General features: G+C 42.1%; 15 protein-coding genes and 1 tRNA gene. 11 read left to right on the top strand and 5 right to left on the bottom strand.

What is annotated here, in order from left to right; genetic code table 11:
- Positions 1–13: 13 nt before the first annotated feature.
- The 7 genes from B1L02_RS08300 (at position 14) to B1L02_RS08270 (ending at position 8,934) form a co-directional block, all read left to right on the top strand.
- Complete coding sequence (locus B1L02_RS08300) at positions 14–943, top strand: DUF58 domain-containing protein (protein ID WP_223191878.1); 930 nt, start codon at positions 14–16, stop codon at positions 941–943.
- Positions 933–2,876 carry a transglutaminaseTgpA domain-containing protein gene (locus B1L02_RS08295; protein ID WP_088530650.1) on the top strand — a complete coding sequence of 648 codons (1,944 nt, stop codon included), beginning with the start codon at positions 933–935 and terminating at the stop codon, positions 2,874–2,876. The genes B1L02_RS08300 and B1L02_RS08295 overlap by 11 nt, the downstream gene beginning before the upstream one ends.
- Before the next feature lies 1 nt (position 2,877).
- Positions 2,878–4,206 (top strand): Na+/H+ antiporter family protein, encoded by a 1,329-nt coding sequence (locus B1L02_RS08290; protein WP_088530649.1) that lies wholly within the window; start codon positions 2,878–2,880, stop codon positions 4,204–4,206.
- A gap of 149 nt (positions 4,207–4,355) precedes the next feature.
- Positions 4,356–4,955, top strand: a complete 600-nt coding sequence (locus B1L02_RS08285; RefSeq protein WP_088530648.1) for a response regulator — start codon at positions 4,356–4,358, stop codon at positions 4,953–4,955.
- A 2-nt stretch (positions 4,956–4,957) separates the two neighbouring features.
- A complete protein-coding gene (locus B1L02_RS08280) occupies positions 4,958–6,856 on the top strand; it encodes an EAL domain-containing protein (protein WP_088530647.1) in 1,899 nt (632 codons plus the stop codon).
- Complete coding sequence (locus B1L02_RS08275; RefSeq protein WP_088530646.1) at positions 6,846–7,985, top strand: response regulator; 1,140 nt, start codon at positions 6,846–6,848, stop codon at positions 7,983–7,985. Before B1L02_RS08280 ends, B1L02_RS08275 begins: the two co-directional genes overlap by 11 nt.
- Positions 7,957–8,934, top strand: coding sequence for a response regulator (locus B1L02_RS08270; RefSeq protein ID WP_088530645.1), 978 nt, complete (start codon positions 7,957–7,959; stop codon positions 8,932–8,934). Before B1L02_RS08275 ends, B1L02_RS08270 begins: the two co-directional genes overlap by 29 nt.
- 132 nt (positions 8,935–9,066) lie before the next feature.
- Here the strand turns inward: B1L02_RS08270 and B1L02_RS08265 are convergent, their stop codons facing one another.
- Positions 9,067–9,501, bottom strand: coding sequence for an AAA family ATPase (locus B1L02_RS08265; protein WP_088532252.1), 435 nt, complete (start codon positions 9,499–9,501; stop codon positions 9,067–9,069).
- Between the two features lie 228 nt (positions 9,502–9,729).
- Between B1L02_RS08265 and asnS the strand changes: the two genes are divergently transcribed.
- The 4 genes from asnS (at position 9,730) to B1L02_RS08240 (ending at position 16,797) form a co-directional block, all read left to right on the top strand.
- A complete protein-coding gene (asnS, locus tag B1L02_RS08260; RefSeq protein ID WP_010379069.1) occupies positions 9,730–11,127 on the top strand; it encodes an asparagine--tRNA ligase in 1,398 nt (465 codons plus the stop codon).
- A gap of 278 nt (positions 11,128–11,405) precedes the next feature.
- Entirely contained in the window at positions 11,406–12,416 is a 1,011-nt protein-coding gene (locus B1L02_RS08255; protein ID WP_088530644.1) for a heme-binding protein, read from the top strand.
- Positions 12,417–13,431: 1,015 nt separating this feature from the next.
- Positions 13,432–15,825, top strand: coding sequence for a TOMM precursor leader peptide-binding protein (locus B1L02_RS08245; protein ID WP_088530642.1), 2,394 nt, complete (start codon positions 13,432–13,434; stop codon positions 15,823–15,825).
- A gap of 9 nt (positions 15,826–15,834) precedes the next feature.
- Complete coding sequence (locus tag B1L02_RS08240) at positions 15,835–16,797, top strand: Gfo/Idh/MocA family oxidoreductase (protein WP_088530641.1); 963 nt, start codon at positions 15,835–15,837, stop codon at positions 16,795–16,797.
- Positions 16,798–16,986: 189 nt separating this feature from the next.
- On the opposite strand, the gene B1L02_RS08235 is transcribed toward B1L02_RS08240, so the two are convergent.
- The 4 genes from B1L02_RS08235 to B1L02_RS08220 form a co-directional block, all read right to left on the bottom strand.
- The gene (locus B1L02_RS08235) at positions 16,987–17,601 is read right to left on the bottom strand and encodes an FKBP-type peptidyl-prolyl cis-trans isomerase (RefSeq protein ID WP_010604796.1); all 615 of its coding nucleotides are present in this window, start codon (positions 17,599–17,601) and stop codon (positions 16,987–16,989) included.
- Between the two features lie 119 nt (positions 17,602–17,720).
- Complete coding sequence (locus B1L02_RS08230) at positions 17,721–18,104, bottom strand: hypothetical protein (RefSeq protein ID WP_088530640.1); 384 nt, start codon at positions 18,102–18,104, stop codon at positions 17,721–17,723.
- Positions 18,105–18,157: 53 nt separating this feature from the next.
- Positions 18,158–18,248, bottom strand: a tRNA-Ser gene (locus B1L02_RS08225).
- Positions 18,249–18,338: 90 nt separating this feature from the next.
- Positions 18,339–18,710: a hypothetical protein gene (locus B1L02_RS08220; protein ID WP_088530639.1), complete on the bottom strand. Its 372-nt coding sequence runs from the start codon at positions 18,708–18,710 to the stop codon at positions 18,339–18,341.
- Positions 18,711–18,792: the final 82 nt, after the last annotated feature.

Here is an 18,792-nt window from a genome sequence, read left to right as displayed (position 1 = left end):
CATGATTAACCGCTTGAAACGGAAAGTTAAGCAGCATATTTATAAACGACATCAACGCTCAGAAATACGGTTATCTCATAATAATATCTACATACTGCCATCTAAGGATGGCGGTTTTTTTATCGCTGTGGCTTTGCTTAATTTTGTATTGGGGATCAACTATCAGAATAACCTAATCCTTGCAGTGTCTTACATTATGGCTGTGATGATGATAGCCGCCCTATTTTTAGGTTTTTTCAACTTGAACAATACAAATATCCGATATTTGGGAAGTAATGCTAATTTTAGCCCATATAGTTCATCTATTAGACTCAGTATTTCATCTAGTACAGAGCTCCAATCACTCAGATTATCAAGTGAATACAATCGGACGGCTATCCATATTTCTAAAGTGAGTGATGAAAAAGTTATCGAGTTAAGCGCGCCAGATTTACCTCGTGGCGTATATGAAACGGGGGTAATTAAAATCCTCAGCTACTTCCCATTTGGCCTTATCCGTACCTGGTCGTATATAAAACCAAACGATGCTTTCTACGTGTACCCTACTCCATTGCCTGTTATAGACACAGAGTTTAGCTACGGTAGTGCCACGAATGCAAACCGAAACATACAACAAAAAGATCGCTCAGCTGAGTTCGACCATCTCTCGCAATATCAAAAAGGGATGAGTTTAAGCCGCGTTTCTTGGAAGCATTACGCCAAGACAGAACAAATGTTAGTTAAACAGAATGCAGCTGAGTCTGCAGATTTACATCGAGTTATTTTTGATTATTCGAAGCTCTCAGGCAACAAGGAAGAGCGTCTGAGTAAACTCTGTACTATGGTGCTTGACGCCGATAAGCTACAAACAAATTATGCCCTGTTACTTCAGCAAAATAGGATCCCCTTCGGCCTAGGTGAAACCCATAAGCAGAGGTGTTTGGAGGCATTAAGTGAATTCTAACTTTCCAAAATGGTACTACAGCACGTCACTATTTTTATGGTTGCTAAGCATTATTTTAGTCGATGATTTTGGTATCGGTTTTGTCGGGTTATGTACCGTTTTAACGCTTTGGCAAGCATCGAGACTAGCGACTAAACCAAGCGTCCTGAGCATTGGTTTTATTAATTTGGTCACTTTACTCGGAGCGATTGCAACAGTCACATTAATAGGGCTCAAAAACAGCGTAAATGTTTTCGTGGCGTTAATGTTGGTCGCCTCCCTGCTTAAGCAAGTTCATGCCACGCAACCTCGCCAATTTACACAAATATGCATTCTGAATTTTTTTACTTATCCGTGCTTATTTCTTTTTACACAAAGTATATTTGCAGCGTTTCTTGTATTGATTTTGCTGGCTGTAAATTTAGCTGTCATGATTAATCTCGAGCAAAACCTAAGGTTCAAATCTGCACTTAAGGTCAGCGCAAAGGGATTAGTATTGGTGTTACCTGTGGCTACTCTATTGGTCATTTTTTTACCAAAGCTTCCTGCATTTTGGCAGTTGCCTGCACCGCAGAATCAAGCAAAAACAGGGTTATCTGAGAATGTAGATCCTTTCAATATTGCCAACTTATCCCAGTCCAGTGACTTGGTGTTTAGGGCGTCATTTGAGGATACTCAACAAACCGGACCTTTCTATTGGCGTGCTATTATTCATGATGAATTTGACGGACGGCAATGGAAAGTCTCTGAGTATCAAGGTACCAACATCAAAGCGCTGCCCAAAGAGCCGATTGGCGCAGCAACGATTATTGCACAGCCAAGTCAACTTCCCTGGTTATACGGTCTGTCATACTCTTATTCGAAAAGCGCTAAGTTAAATAGTAACGTATTTGGTACGGTCTATTTGAACAAGTTATCGGCCAAGCCTATCGAGTATCAGATCGATTTCACTGATTTTGAACCTCAAGATTCATTAAGGCCTTGGTATTACAGGCGTAACACCGCATTGCCTGAAGGGATCAATCACAAAGCAAAGCAACTGGCGCGCGATTGGGACAGTCAATCGACAACAACCAGCCAATTCATTGAATTAATGAAGCGCTATTTTTTGCAAAATGGTTTCGTCTATACTTTAACACCAACACTATCCCAATCGAACGATAGGATAGATGACTTTCTATTTAGCTCGTTTAATGGCTTTTGTGGTCACTACGCCTCTGCCGCTGCATTCCTGCTGCGAAGCGCGGGTATCCCTGCGCGCTTAGTATCTGGCTATTTGGGCGGTGAAAAAAATGACAATCAAGGTTATTACAGCATCTATCAATATGACGCGCATGCTTGGGTTGAATATTTTACACCAGGAATTGGCTGGCAGCGCTTAGATCCAACTGCTTGGATTGCCCCAGAGCGAATGACAGGGAGTCTTTCTCAGTTAGAACAATTATCGAGTGAATTCAAAAGTGGTTTGGGCTACAGCTTGATTGGACTGTCTAATTGGCAACCTATTAATTGGTTGCGGTTACAGCTCGAAGAGCTTGACTATCGCTGGACTCGCGTCGTCATCAATTTTGATAAAGAGAAGCAAGGCGCATTGTTTAAGGAATGGTTTGGTAGTAATGGCCAGCTTTGGGCAGGCATCTTTTCGCTGTTTCTGCTATTTTTGGTTTCAATTGCGCTATTTTTCCTCAGCAAGCAGCTCACTCGGCATAAAGGCCCTATCGAACTTGTCTATTACAATGCTATAGTGTCCGATTTCAATGAGCAGCTAAGCGGCGCAACGGCGAAACAAAATATTGCCGAGTTGTGTAGGTTATTTCCAGAATTAGAAGCATCGCTTTGGCTGTTTTATCAATTACTTGAAAAGTCACAGTATCAACAGAAACCACTTACTAAACTTGAACTCAGTGAGTTGAAGGTGTTGTATAAATCAATAAAAAGAAAGGCAAGAAAATAGTATGAATGCTGTTATTTTGGGCGTCTTGCTCATGTTGGGGTTAACCCTCTTTAGAATAAATGTGATTGTCGCCATGACCGTCAGTGCAATGGCCGCAGGCTTAGTGGCCGGTTTAGATTTGAAGACAACCTTAAACGCCTTCAATGATGGATTATCTGGAGGCGCAGAAATTGCCTTGAGCTATGCCATGCTAGGTGGATTCGCTGTAGCTATTTCAAAGTCCGGTTTAACTCAAATTCTCGCGCAAAAGCTACTCAAATTAGTTAATGCCAATAATAGTGAAGGCTCAACGTTTTTGAGCATGTTTATTATGGTGATAATATTGGCTTGCTCAATTGCATCGCAAAACCTTGTGCCAGTCCATATTGCATTTATTCCGATCCTCATTCCACCGCTGCTAGTCGTACTGAACAAACTGACGATAGACCGCCGCGCAATTGCGTGTATTTTAACGTTTGGCTTAGCGACCAGTTATATGGTGTTGCCATACGGATTCGGTGGTATTTACCTTTACTCTATTTTGCATAAAAATCTTGTGGATAATGGTCTAGAACTGGTTAAGTTCGACGTGCCATACGCTATGGTGATCCCTGCGCTTGGTATGCTGATTGGACTGTTAATTGCCGTTTTCATTACTTATCGTAAAAAGCGAGTTTATGAAGTGACTCAACAGCAAATTACACAATCAAACACAGTACCTGAGGGTAAAGAAGCAACTAAGGTGATGATTGTCGGTGGCGCTGCGGTGCTGGCTTCTCTCATCGCACAAAATATCAGTGGCTCAATGATATTAGGTGGACTCGTTGGTGTGATGATTTTTAGCCTCTTTGGTATTGTGAAGTGGGAGCAAAACTCCGATGTTTTCAGCAAAGGCGTGGCGATGATGGCGATGATAGGTTTTATCATGATCTCTGCTCAAGGCTTTGCCTCCGTCATGAAAGCAACGGGCGATGTGACAAGTTTAGTAGCAAGCTGTGCCGATTTTGTTGGAGATAATAAACCACTTGCTGCCGCAATGATTTTACTCGTTGGCTTGCTTATTACCATGGGAATTGGAAGCTCATTTTCAACCGTCCCCATTATAGCAACGCTATTTGTACCGTTGTCTCTAGAAGTAGGCTTTTCTGCGATGGCAACCGCGGCCTTAGTGGGAACCGCAGGTGCACTAGGCGACGCGGGTTCTCCTGCATCAGATTCCACACTTGGGCCGACCTCTGGCTTAAATGCCGACGGCCAGCACGATCACATATGGGATTCCGTGGTGCCAACATTTATTCACTTCAATATTCCGCTATTATGCTTTGGCTGGATAGCCGCGATGGTGTTATAGACTTATACATCCATGATGGTACCAAGGCTCCCCGCTTAGGTACCTTTAGTTCATAAACGCACTATATTCTCTTTGTCTCTAATGTCGCTTTTGTCTTGTTAGTTTTCTTGTGCTATACCAATAGGTAAAAGAATTAAATCAATAAGACTATGCAGACACTTAAACCAAGCGAAATCGCCATTTACTGTAACGTACACCAACGCAGTGTGAGTCGTTGGATTGCCAATGGCGAGTTGAAAGGTCATAAGCTTCCTGGGCGCGGTAACTACCGTGTCTTACTTGAAGACTTTTTATCCTTTTTAAACAAGCACAAAATCCCCCTTTCGCAAGACTTTATTAGCGACTATCAAATCGCAGAAAGTGGTCTACACTCTGATAAAGAACGGGATTTAGCTAAGGTGCTTATCATTGATGACGAGCCCCAGTATAGAAAAGCGATACGACGAGTGATAGGCAACGATTATTTGATACAAGAAGCTGGGGATGGCTTTATGGCCGGTATTGCCATCTCAGAGTTTAAACCAAACTTAATCACGCTCGATCTTTCGATGCCGGGAATGGATGGCTTTGAAGTGATCTCATTTATCCGCGAAAAAGAAGAATTTAAAACGATTAAGATTTTGGTGGTCTCCGCGTTAAACGATCGTGAACTTGAAAAGGCCAAAGCGATGGGTGCCAACGATGCCCTTTCTAAACCGTTTGATAATTCTAATCTGTTAAAAAAAATTAATGCGCTAATACAGGGGTAGCTATGAATGCACCTATCATGTTGGTTGATGATGAAATTGATATTCTAAAGTCGCTTAAGCGCACGCTGCGTTTACAGCATTATGAAGTGGTATATACCGATGACCCCAGACAAGCGCTCGGATTGATACAAGAGCATAAACCTCATGTGCTTATTACCGATTTCAGAATGCCTAATATGAATGGCCAACAGCTTATCCAAGAAGTGAAAAAGCATGATCCCAGCATTGAATGCATCGTGCTTAGTGGGCAAGCTGATTATGATGATATGAAGTCGCTGATCAATGCGAATAATACCTTTAAGTTTTTATCCAAGCCCTGGAATAAAGAAGAACTTTACTCAACCATCGAAGCTGCACTCAAAAACTATCACAAGAACGAATTAAAAACCCAGATATTGCGTAGCAATAATGCGCCCCTAGTCGAAGTAAATACCATAGGTAATGTTATCGACTGCAATTACGCCTACACAGAGTTAGTATTGAACGAGGTTAATAAAGGCAATTTCTTTCAACTTTTTAATTTTGAAAGTGATAAATGTCTTGATGATTTTGCCGAACGCAGAATTGCAACACTAAAAAGCTCAGGGGTCTTATGCCAAGTTGAGCTTAAGCTAAAAACAGAATTAAGCTACTTACTTATCATTAAACCCCTCTCAGGCGAGCAAGATAAATATCCCAACTTCTACCAGTGCAAACTTAGCTTTATCGAACATATCAATCGCACCGATAATTCTGTGATGATCTGCCTTAAAATTCGTGATTTGCTCGTTAAGAATATAATTTCCAACACCCCGATATATTCCGATACGTTTAAAAAAATCATAGATCATGCGCTGCTGAGTGAAGCGACGCATTTTTCTATGCTTGAAATTGGCTTTGACCAAGCCATTTTCTGGCTAGATTCAGTACAAAGTGAAATTGAGGTACACAAATTTTTAGACGAGTTAATCAACTCAATTAAACAGTTTTTCATTCGCAAAAATATCCAAATCAAGTTCTCCGTCTCTTACACTATGATTGAGCCTGAACAACCACTCTCGGAAGCAATAGACCGCTTGGTGATCTATACCCAATTTGTTTGTGAGTCTCGTACTGACTTCTATATGCGTTATTCACAATCACTGCTGTCAGAAAAGCTGAATGAACATAAAGTCTCTGAAGCATTATTCAACGCCGTTGATAATGATGAATTTTATCTAAGGTTTCAGCCTAAGCTTAATTTAAATGAACATTCAATCAACAGTTGTGAAGTGTTAATTCGTTGGAAAAACACCCAGTTTGGTGCTAACTCACCAGATTATTTTATTCCTCTGGCAGAAAAGGACGGGCAAATAGTTAAAATAGGAACTTGGGTGCTTGAGCAGGCGTGTATCGCACTGTGTGAATGGCAAAAGGAAGAACTTGATATTCAAAAAGTTGCAGTAAATGTTTCACCCTATCAACTCTCCGATCCCAGTTTTGTCCAAACCATGTGTTCGATTCTTGAAAAGTATTCACTCAAACCCGAGCAATTTGAATTAGAAATAACTGAGAATTTTGTGCTAGAGAACCTCGATCAAGCCAAGACCAAATTACTACAATTAAAGGAAGTCGGATTCTCCATTGCCATTGATGATTTTGGTACCGGATATTCCTCTTTGGGCTACATCTCAAAATTGCCAGTGGATGTTATCAAAATTGACAAAAGCTTGATTGAAAACATCGACAGCTCGAAGTCGGCTCGAGATCTTGTCCAAAACGTTATCCGATTAGTTCACGACCTTGAATTGAAAGTTGTCGCTGAAGGAATAGAAACCGTCGAGCAGCTTGAAATTCTAGAGCAGTTAAAATGTGATGAAGTACAAGGATATCTCATTGGAAAACCTGTTTTGCTTGAGGAGTTTACTCACTATGTCTATTAAAAGCCAAGTGCCACGGATTGTACTCGTTGATGACGATGAATTAATGTTGAAGTCGCTCCTCCGTCACTTCAAAATTAGCATGGAAGGCGCTGAAATATTAACCTTTTCATCACCCAAACAATTCATTGAAGCCTTAGATACGTTAGCGAGCATCGACATCTTAGTTAGTGACTACCTTATGCCATCAATTAATGGCGTTGAATTAATCAATATCGTGAGACGCCGTTATCCGCAAGCCCTCACCGTATTGCTAACTGGCGATACCACAGGAAAGGTGCTGTGTAAGTCCTCAATTTCTGCGACCTTTATCGTCGCTAAACCATTTCGAAGAGAAGAATTTGATGAGGTTATCACCGCTTTTTATCGACTCAATGAGCTGCCATTAAGTGAAGCAATAAAGCGTGCGCTAAATGAAACTTTCATTGAAAACGAATTGCCTATCTTGCTAAGTAAAATTGAAGACATTGATTTAGATTTTCACAAGCTTGAAGCGATGCTGGAACAAGAGGTGCTCATTCAAGCTAAATTATTCCACCTTTGTAACAGTGCTTATGTGGGATTATCGACAAAGCAATACTCCCTCTCTACCGCAATTAAGACGCTCGGTGTGGATTTAGTGTCTGCAATTATTGTCTCTGTGTGTTATCACAATATGGTCGCAGCCAGATATGATATCGCGAACTGTGAGCAGTTAAGCGATATTAACTTTAGAAAGGTCAAGTTACTTAAGGAATTGGTACACAAGCTACATGACGCTTCAATTGATTCTGAACGTGTTGTTTTTCTTCAATCCTTATTATTTCTTGGCGAACTCGGCTCAGAAATAGCTCAGCTTATAACCGAAAGTCAATGTCATTCCCCACAGAGCTGCTATACCGAGAAATTGCATATCGCCCTTTATACCGCCACATTGATTGGCTACGAGTCAGCCATCACAGATCAATTGTATGCACTCATTAATGCCCTAGAAACGGGTAGCTCAGATTGCAACGCCACTAAGCTATTGTTGCTTATAGACACTATCACCAATAAAGAAGTCAATCAGATGGTAATCAACACCTTTTTTGATCAAAAGAGCCAAGATTGGTTGGAGCTTTTCTATGAACTCAGAAGCAAATACTTTAGTTAATTACAAAGTACTGATATTAGACGATGAGACGTCAATACTTAAAGCATTAAAACGGGTCATACGTCTGCCTTCAGTAGAGGTTGTCAGTTTTGACAATCCTTTTGAAGCACTTGAGTACATAGACACGCACTCCGTTCAGGTTATTATCTCTGATTTTAGAATGCCGCTCATGAATGGTGGAGATTTTCTAAAACGAGCCAAAAAACTTAATCCTGGAGCAATTGGCTTAATTCTCAGCGGTTATACTGACTCCGATATGCTTATCGATATGATAAATAGCAAGGTTGCACATAAGTTTTTGTGTAAACCATGGGAGAACGACAAATTACTGGAAGAAGTCAACGAAGCAATAGAGGTATACAATAATAATTACTTTAAAACGATATTACAGGAACAACTAAAAAAGCGTGATTGCCCCCGAGTGTTAATCAATAATGAAGGTCAAGTTGTCGAGCATAATCTCAGTAAAGATATAGAATCTAAGATACTTACAGAATTTTCGGCATGCTTTAGTGGTAACGGTATCTACCACACCCCTCTTGGTATTTTAAGGTGTCAGATCCGTAGCAATCCAAAAGACGAAGAGTTTTATCTGATCACCATCGAAAAAGTCGAAGTAACAGACGAAATTAACATCTATGAAGTTATCACCGAACTGCTATTATGTTACTCGATAAACCCCGTTTTAACTTACTACGCGTTGCCAGCAAGTGAGCCCACTACAACAAAATTGGCGGCTGCGGCTCAAGAAGTTTTTAGAAACTATAAAATATTGACTTCGCCCACACATAACTATCTGTTCGTGTTGGATAACATTGAGCAATCCTTACTGCCAAGAAAACAGATAGAACTGGAAATTCAGTTGGAAAAGTTACTCGACACCGCGTTATCTCACGAGATACAAAGTAACACCACTCAGCTTACTACATTTTTAGTTGATGTGGAGTAAGCGCGGATACTTTTTCAAAAGTGAATTAACTGTACTAGCTCAGATTCGCCCTGACAGTTACCCGTTTTTCAATCGGTGACTGTCAGCCTAGATTTGGGCTAGTACAAATAACAGTGTTAACACCAAGCTTTATCACCATTCGAAAAGGTGGGCCATTTTTGAAATTGTTTTCAAGCCAATGCCATGGCTATTACGCTTAGCATATAAGTGCTGTAGGGACTTATCTTTGATTTCGCCAACAATGACTTCTTTCACTTGATAACCCATTGCCACTGCAGCTGATGCATAAGCAACGAACTCCCATTTTTTGATATTGGTGTTGTCTACAACGACCAAAGGGATACCTTCAGCTAAGGCGTTAATAAACCGGGCTAAGTTTAAGTTGTGATATTCTGAAAGGCGTGGCTTTTCAAAATGATACTCGCCGTTTTCATTAAGAAAATAATCATCGGTTGAACAGATAAAATACTGTGTTTCATCGCCGGAGACTAGGTCGTCGGCTAGCGTTTGCGCGTAATGCGATTTTCCAGAGCCAGGTAGACCCCTCAAAATAAAAACTTGTTTCATCGAGTTTTGAACGTCACTGTTAGTATTAATAAAGCTATTTTTATCATCGAACATTCATAATGCCACAGTTCGACTGTTTTTTCATGGCTTTTACTCATTCTTTTCAGCCCAGTTTTTTGCATTTCAGTGTTTTTTTATTTGTCCATCGCAGGTAAGATACGGCTTACATGACGATAAGACACTCTGTCTTTTAATTTACAAATAAAAAATAAATCATTTGGAGTAAAGATGAGCCACACAGCGATAACGGAGCTACTAGCAGGCACCGTTGCGGTTGACAGCCAAGTAACAGTAAAGGGCTGGATCCGTACACGACGTGATTCAAAAGCAGGTATTTCATTTCTAGCCGTTCATGACGGTTCTTGTTTTGACCCTATTCAAGCCGTAGTCCCTAATTCGCTGAATAATTATGACGAAGTGACTCGTCTTACTGCTGGGTGTTCAGTAGCGGTGACTGGTGTGCTTGTACAATCACAAGGTCAAGGTCAATCTTTTGAGATCCAAGCGAACAGCGTTGAGGTACTAGGCTGGGTAGAGAATCCAGATTCATACCCAATGGCTGCAAAACGCCACAGTATTGAATACTTACGCGAACATGCGCACCTTCGCCCTCGCACTAATGTTATGGGCGCGGTTACGCGTGTTCGTAACTGTCTAGCACAAGCTATCCATCGTTTCTATCATGAGCGTGGCTACCAGTGGATCAGCACACCTATCATTACCGCGAGTGACTGTGAAGGCGCAGGTGAGATGTTCCGTGTATCTACACTTGATATGAACAACCTACCACGCACAGACAAAGGCGATGTAGACTATTCAGAAGACTTTTTTGGTAAAGAAGCATTCTTGACCGTATCAGGTCAGCTTAACGGCGAAACATACGCGAGTGCCCTTTCAAAAATCTATACTTTTGGTCCAACATTCCGTGCTGAAAACTCAAACACTTCTCGTCACTTAGCAGAGTTTTGGATGGTTGAGCCTGAAGTGGCATTCGCCGACCTTAACGATATCGCAGCGCTTGCAGAAGACATGTTGAAGTATGTGTTTAAAGCAGTACTTGACGAACGTCGTGATGATATGGAATTTTTCGCACAGCGCATCGAAAAAGATGCCATTACTCGCCTAGAATCATTCATCGATAAAGACTTTGCTCAGGTAGATTACACAGACGCTATCGAAATTCTAAAAGCATGTGATAAAGAATTTGAATTCCCTGTTGAGTGGGGCGTCGACTTACAATCAGAGCACGAACGCTACCTTGCTGAAGTACACTTTAACGCACCAGTAGTTATCAAAAACTACCCTCGTGATATTAAAGCATTCTACATGCGCCAAAACGAAGACGGTAAAACCGTTGCCGCTATGGACGTCGTTGCGCCTGGTATTGGTGAAATCATTGGTGGTTCACAACGTGAAGAGCGTTTAGATGTGCTAGATGCGCGTCTTGAAGAAATGGGCTTAAACAAAGAAGATTACAGCTGGTACCGCGACCTACGTAAGTATGGAACAGTGCCTCACTCAGGCTTTGGTCTTGGCTTTGAGCGCTTGGTTGCTTATGTTACTGGTATGGGCAACGTACGTGACGTTATTGCCTTCCCTCGTACTAAAGGCAGCGCGACTTACTAAAACGTCACCAACTCAGCCTTGCTAAAAACGCTCCCTTTTATGGGAGCGTTTTGCATTGCGCGTTTTGAGATCTCTCAAGATAACGTCAGCGCTTTACTATAGTTGTACCCACATAGCGCTCACCCGAAGTCAAAGAACCCTACCAATTCAAACGCCTAAGTATTCATATGCACAACACAACCCTCATGTAATGTGATGTAATCGATCAATTTACATAACCATACTTAAATTAAACACTGAGAACACTTTATTAACAAACCTTTTAAAGGGAGTTTTTTATGTTTAATACTGTCACCAATCAGCAAGCAAAAGCCACAGCAGATCACCTACAAGCTGTGCTGCAACCTAACAAGCAAGGTTTTGTCCCAGATTACAATATACCTTTACTCGCAACAGGGGGAGGAAATAGCCAGCCAGAAACCCTCAGCGCACTTGGGCCATTGGCAGATCTCATTGGCACTTGGGCAAGCGCTCGTTTTGCGGGATTTAACGTCATGCCGCTGCCGCAAGAAACTGCTCCAGAAGGGGTTATATTATTTAATTTCCCTTACTACGAGGTGATCACCTTTAGCGCCACACAAGGAAAAGTAGTAAATCGAGGTGGAGATTATCAACAAAATAGTTATACGATCTTTTATGAGCAACGTGTATTTTTTGCCGACGGTGACAAGAAAGACCAACTTGTGCATGCTGAAAATGGCACTTGGCTCAATTTAGCCACCACCAATCAAGGTTCAGGTAAGTACAACCGCCCTCCTTATATCCCCGCTCCTTCAGGTGGAGCAAACGTGCCAATACAAAATCCAGAGCATGCGATAGTCAAACAAGTTTCAATTCCACACGGTAACTCAATTTTAGCACTTGGAAATCATCACTTTGTCGATGGTCGTCCAGAAATCCCCATTGCCAACACGCTGCCGCAACCAGAAACTAAGGCAGGTACTGCCATTGCGGGTTTGTATGGCGAAAACTCACCGAGTAATCCAAATATCAATCCGAATATCGTGTTAGAACAACAATTGCTAGTTAACCAAGCATATAACCCTATCACTAAAACGGATATTTTGACCGTTAACAGTGACAATGATGGATTAGTTTCAAGTATCCCATTTTGTAAAAACCATGTAGACGTTCCAAACTTTTCTTCCACTTACTGGATAGAAAGATTATCCAATGGCGCGTTGCAACTGCAATACACACAGAATATTTCGCTACAGTTTAACAACACCAAAAACAGCAAACTACTGTTTCCCCACATTACTGCAAACACCCTGTTTAAGGTGGGATAGCGATACTAGGATTTCGCTTAGGTTCAAAATATAAGTTGATATCTACAGTGTAGTTAGTCAGGTCTCAACCTTGCTGTTATTTGCCATGGCGAATTTAGCGGTGTCTATCGCCCGGCACCAAACATCAATCTAAAGCCATGACTTTGGTCATAAAGGATTTGAAAATGAGTAATGACGTTAAAGATCTTCAGGTTCAGCTCACTGAGCTAAGTTCAAAAGTTAAAGAATTAGAAAAGCAATATTCTGAGCAGCAAGCAGAGGGAGTACGTAAATGCGACGCTTGTGCCGTTACTTGCAGCCCTTGCTACTTATGTACACCTTGTACTCCATGTTCGCCTTGTACAAACTGCCTCCCTTGTGTTGTCAATTTCTGTAACTGCTGCCTTCATTGTCAGCCCACTGCTACGCCAGAATCTGCATCACTGCAATGTCTACAGTGTCAACCTTCAGGGGGCGCTAGTGTTCAATGCGCACAAAGCATACAGTGTGTTCCTTGTATCATTTCGTTCTGTGTAACCTGCCAGCCTGCGCAATGCGTTACTTGTCAGCCTACACAGTGTGTATTATGTCAACCGCAGTGCGTTCCTTGCCAACCAACACAGTGTGTATTATGTCAACCACAGTGCGTTCCTTACCAACCAACACAATGTGTTTTATGTCAACCGCAGTGCGTTCCTTGCCAGCCGACACAATGTGTTTTATGTCAACCGCAGTGCGTTCCTTGCCAACCAACACAATGTGTTTTATGTCAACCGCAGTGCGTTCCTTGCCAGCCTACACAATGTGTTTTATGTCAACCGCAGTGCGTTACTTGCCAGCCAACACAGTGTGTGTTGTGTCAACCCTCTGTTAATCACTTTCAAGGTGCACAATTGTGTGCCGGAAGTAACCCAACATACCAATGTTATACCTGTACACCAGGTCCAATTTATTGCTGTATGTTGAGTGCAGTTCAAGGATAAAGACATTAGTGAAGCCTCTTTATCGGGGCTTCCATAACTTACAGAGGATGCATATGAATAAAGATAAAATAAGGCTATCACCTGCCGCAAGTATCTTACCTAACGATGAGGGAGTATTGCTACGCTCTGATCTTGGAGATTTTCAACTCCATGGAAAAGACATAAGTGCTTTTGTTGACGACATTATTCCTTTATTAAAAGGTGACTTTGGCCTCGATGAGATCGCATCACAGATAACGCAATACTCTAGCGCTAGTGTTGAACAATTATTGCGCTTATTGGAGCAAAAAGGTCTCATTGAACGCGTTGTTATCAACTCAACCTCAGCTCCTTGGCCTGAACAATACCGCTTTATTAACGCGTGGCAAAATGAGGCAAAGCGCGATCCACGAACACTCCAGAATAACCGTATTCTGTGTATAGGGTTAACGCCTTGGGCGATGCCTATGCTAGAAGAGCTATTAAATGCTGGCGTGGGGTATATTCATATTCTTGATGATGCTAATTGTACTAACCAAAGTGGATATTATCATCATGCAGTTAATCACCTGCCAAGTAATACTACAACGGTCGATGCCTTCACAGACTACCTAAAGCAACGCTTTGTTCACTCAGAAGTTAGTGCACAAACGGCCGAACTGAACTCCCCATTAGATGAAGTTATCCTTCAAAACTGGGATCTGGTCGTTATTTCTCTGCCATCGGACTCGCTCAGTGCGCATACCAACATCGCCACGCATTTAGCTAAGATTGCACTACCTACTTTTTACGTCTCTATTGATGGGCTAACCGGGCATGTAGGTCCATATGTTACCAATCAAGGCGGTGGATGCTGGAACTGTTTACGACTGCGAAAACTTGGCACTGCAGTAAATCCGCAAACTGCACATAAGATTGATGAAATCACGAATAAAGCACATTCCGGCGCTCGAGCCCATTCAATTTTAAGTAGTATGTCAGCATCAATCGCAATGCAGGCTGCAACTGATATACAAACCATTTTGTTACAGTACACGCAATCTGTGCTGCAAAATACTACCAGAACAACCAATTTGGTTAGTGGAGAAAGCTCGCTTCACCCTATTATTCCAGTCCCTGAATGCGCAGTATGCTCTGGCCCTAGCGTACAAGATATCTCTGCTAGCAATAACACCTTACCGGCCATTTCTGAATTACAGACAGTTGAACAATTTAAAAAGGTGATGCGAGGTTGGATAGACCCAGAGTTTGGCGTGATAAAACAATTAACGGGCCATGCATCCCACTTGCCTGAATTCCCTATCACCGCATCTGCTAGTCTAAGTAGTTTTACAAGTGGTCAGTTTGATCCGAGAACACAAGGCCAAGTTGGTTCAGGTAAAGGGTTAGACTCGCTTTCTGCTCATATTAGTGCGGTTGGTGAAGCGCTTGAACGTTATTCGGCTGCAAGATACGATATTCGTAAATGTCGTTATGCCACGGTAAATCAACTTCAAGGAGACTACGTAAACCCAGCAGATCTGGTCCTCTATTCTCCCGAGCAGTATGCAACACCTGGGTTTCCCTTTAGCAAATGGCGAAGTAAACAAAAAATTCATTGGGTTGAAGGCAATTGGATTGGCACAAGTCGCGCTACTTGGGTACCCGCTTTAGTGAGCTACTTTAATTTTACTTGCCCTTATGAAGAACAATTCAGTCAAGTTTCTTCTAATGGCTTAGCGGCAGGTAAAGATAACGAAGATGCCGCTGTCAGAGCCTGCTTCGAACTCATTGAAAGAGATGCGATGATGCTTACCTGGTACGCCCAACTCCCTTGTACTAGATTAGATGCCGACTCGCTGCTAACTGGCAAGTTGAAACTCATGGTCGGATCGATAACACAGCAAGGCATAGCGCTAGAGTTATACCTTCTTGACGTCGGCATCCATATCCCAACGGTGGTTTGCCTTGGTCTAGGCGATGGCATCACCACCCCTGCGGTATCAGTTTCACTAGCAACCCATGACAACATCAATGTGGCTGTCACCAAAGCATTATTGGAGCAAGGTCATGTTATGCCCTATCTTTGCAGCCTAATGCAGAGTGGACATAAAGCTCCACAAACCGTAGAGCAGGTCAGGACGTTAGAGGATCATGCTGCATTTTATTTCTCTGGTGCACACTTATCCGCCTTTAACTTTATGAGACAGCCTGCATCTGTATCTAAACCGCTATCATGTTGGCCTTATCCTACACTTGAGGGAGCCGCAGATCTAAGACAGCGCATTACCAAAGCGGGAGTTGATATTGCCATTGTTGATGTCACTGCTTCAGACGTTGCATTAAGTCCATTTAGAGTGGCTCGAGCTGTTGGTGTTAATATGCAGCCCATTCATTTTGGTGAACAATTCAAGCGCATTGACAACCCAAGATTGCATAAACTCTTGGCTGGTCGCGCGGTTAACTTGTATCCACACCCCATTGCATAAGGACTCGCTATGAAAATTTTAGTATGCGGAACAAATTACGGTGCTACTTATATTCGGGCATTACAGTTTCAAAATACGGGATTGATGCTCAGTGGCATATTGTCAACTGGTGGTCTTCGCTCAACACAGTACGCTCAGTCCTTTGCCGTACCACATTACACCGATGCAGAGCAGATAACAGACAAACAAGTGGATATTGCTTGTGTGGCTATCGCTGGCGATGCCGGTATTGAGATTACTATCGCACTATTAGAAAAACATATCCATGTAATTTGTGAACATCCAATTGGGCCGACCTCGATGGCACAGGCACTAGCAGTTGCCAAAGCTAATGGTGTTAGATTCTGGGTGAACGCCCATTTCGCCGATTTGTATCCTATTCGCTCTTTCTATGACAACTACTTCAGTGCCGCAGCACATGGCCAATGTATGCATCTAGACCTCGCCGTCAACCTCAGGACACTGTATTCGGGACTGGATTTAATTTGTCGTCTATTTACCGACGAAGTTGATGTGACAGTTGCCATTCAACCAAAGGCTACTCCGAGTGCGTTTGCTAGTATTTTGCTACAACGCGGGGCGATGTCCATTTCGCTGCTTTGTCAAAACTTTGCGTCTGAGTTTGATGATGGCTCAGCAACATTTATCAATCACAGAGTCTCAGCCATATTCAACCATGGCACATTACTGCTAAGCGATACTTATGGTCCATTAACTTGGTTACCATCACCTATCACTATGTCCAGTAAAGAGTGGCGGAGCCACTACCTGCTTGAGCAACATGCGTTTACGGTGAATGAAATAGTGACATTGCGCGATAAAGCCAACTTAGCCGTACTTGAACAACTTAAAGCCGTGATCTATGGCGACAGCGTCTGTCCCCATTTTCAAACATCTGACTACCTAATTGCATTAGCCAAGCTTTGGGAGAATGTGTATTTAGTATTGAATGGAAGCAATGAGGCGGGTTAAAGAAAATATGTCGAAAAAGTAATACCAACTAGCGTAACTCAATGATCCATTTTGAGACGAGAAAATCTTGTCGATAGCACAGCTATGGGCAAGGTAAAAGCTTTTGTTATTTAGTCGCTCAATTTGAGGGAGTATTAACGCTAAATGGAATAATAGAGTGGATCCAACAGATCCACTCAAAGCATAGACTTAAAGTACGTCTAGTAGCTCAACGTCAAAGATCAACGTTGAGAAAGGTGCGATTGCAGCACCCGCACCACGCTCGCCGTATGCAAGCTCATGCGGTACGTATAGACGCCATTTAGAACCTGCTGGCATCATTTGAAGTGCTTCAGTCCAACCTTTGATCACGCCATTTACTGGGAATTCAGCTGGTTGGCCGCGCTCGTATGAGCTATCAAAAGTCGTACCGTTGATTAGAGTACCGTGGTAATGAACACGTACTTTTGAATCTTCAACAGGCTTATCGCCTTCGCCAGTTTCAACTACTTCATACTGAAGACCTGACTCAGTTACTGTTACTTCAGCACGTTTTGCATTTTCTTCTAGAAACGCAACACCTTCAGCTGCTAACACTTTAGCTTCTTCTTCACGACGCTGTTGGATTTCAGCATTGATCTTCTCAAATGCCGCTTGAATTTCAGGGATCTCAACGCGGAAGCTGTCACCAGCATAAGCGTCTTTCATACCTTCGAATACAGAGTTAAGGTTTAGACCTTCAAAAGGGTTTGCTTTAAGTTGCTCACCCATTTGTAAACCAATACCGTAGCTCGCTTTATCTGCGTCTGTGTTGAATTGAGACATAGTCTTTCCATATTTTTTATTAACAAGAATCTTAGATTGTATCACAGCCAAAATAGGCAAGATACCGGAGCTGTTTGATTATCAAGCAGTCGAGCTATTCGTCGGACACAAAAAAACCGCTAGCTAGCGGCTTTCTCTTCGGCATATTGTTTGAGTTTTTTAATTACAAAGGTTGCGAATGGCAGCAATAATACAAGACCAATATTGAGCTCATCACTGTACTCTCCCAAGCTACCAACAAAGTAGTGCCCAAATCCAACCACACCAAATAATGCAATAACCACACTGGCGATTTCTGGCCATGATTTTTCATACTTAGTGATCAGATGACCAACAAGGCAATTAAATAAAAAAACATGCAGCAGCGTCATCGCAATATCAGGATCTTGTTGCGAATCAATCGACAACGTTAGCGCCATGTTTAGGCCACTAAGATAAAAATAACTAAATACAATCCAAATAGAACTATGTTTTATTATTGCCATATTACTAGCCGCAGACATACACGCCTCCAAACGAAAAAAACCGCCATTTGGAGGCGGTTTTGGGAATGAGGTGGCGGAGAGATAGGGATTTGAACCCTAGATACGCTATTAACGTATGCCGGTTTTCAAGACCGGTGCTTTCAACCACTCAGCCATCTCTCCGTTGTTGGCGCGCATTTTATGGAGATATCCAGCGGTTGTAAAGCACTATTTCGATTTTTGCATTCAAAAGCGCAAATAATAGCCGAATAATCAATAATATTGCTTTGGCCTTTTGGCAATGTAAGCAAAAATACAACTGGCGATAACCATTGCAATCACGATGATCCCAGAATCAATCACACCAATGACTGCGTTTTTCGCAGGCAGCACTTTTTCAATGATAACGGGAATAGATGAAAACAACACAACGGTACTGAGCACTTTGAATGCTCTGGAAAAATCAAATCGCTTGGTGTAACTCATCCATGTTGTTAGTAATCCTAATACCAAGATAGGCGCTAATAGCCCCATCCATATCTCACTGGTATAACTCGATAATGCAACGGTAGCCGTGCATCCTATCAAGCTCCAAATAATCCAAGCGGTCCAATTTTCCCTTTCTTTTAAAAATAAATTACCCATGGCACATCTTCTTTCAATTAGCTTGTTATTTTTATTATTGTTATAGAAAACAGGATTTACTGTCTTAGGATAGCAAACATAC

It is taken from the genome of Pseudoalteromonas piscicida (assembly GCF_002208135.1).
Lineage (GTDB): Bacteria > Pseudomonadota > Gammaproteobacteria > Enterobacterales > Alteromonadaceae > Pseudoalteromonas > Pseudoalteromonas piscicida_A.
This window is presented reverse-complemented; position numbering and strand designations above follow the sequence as displayed.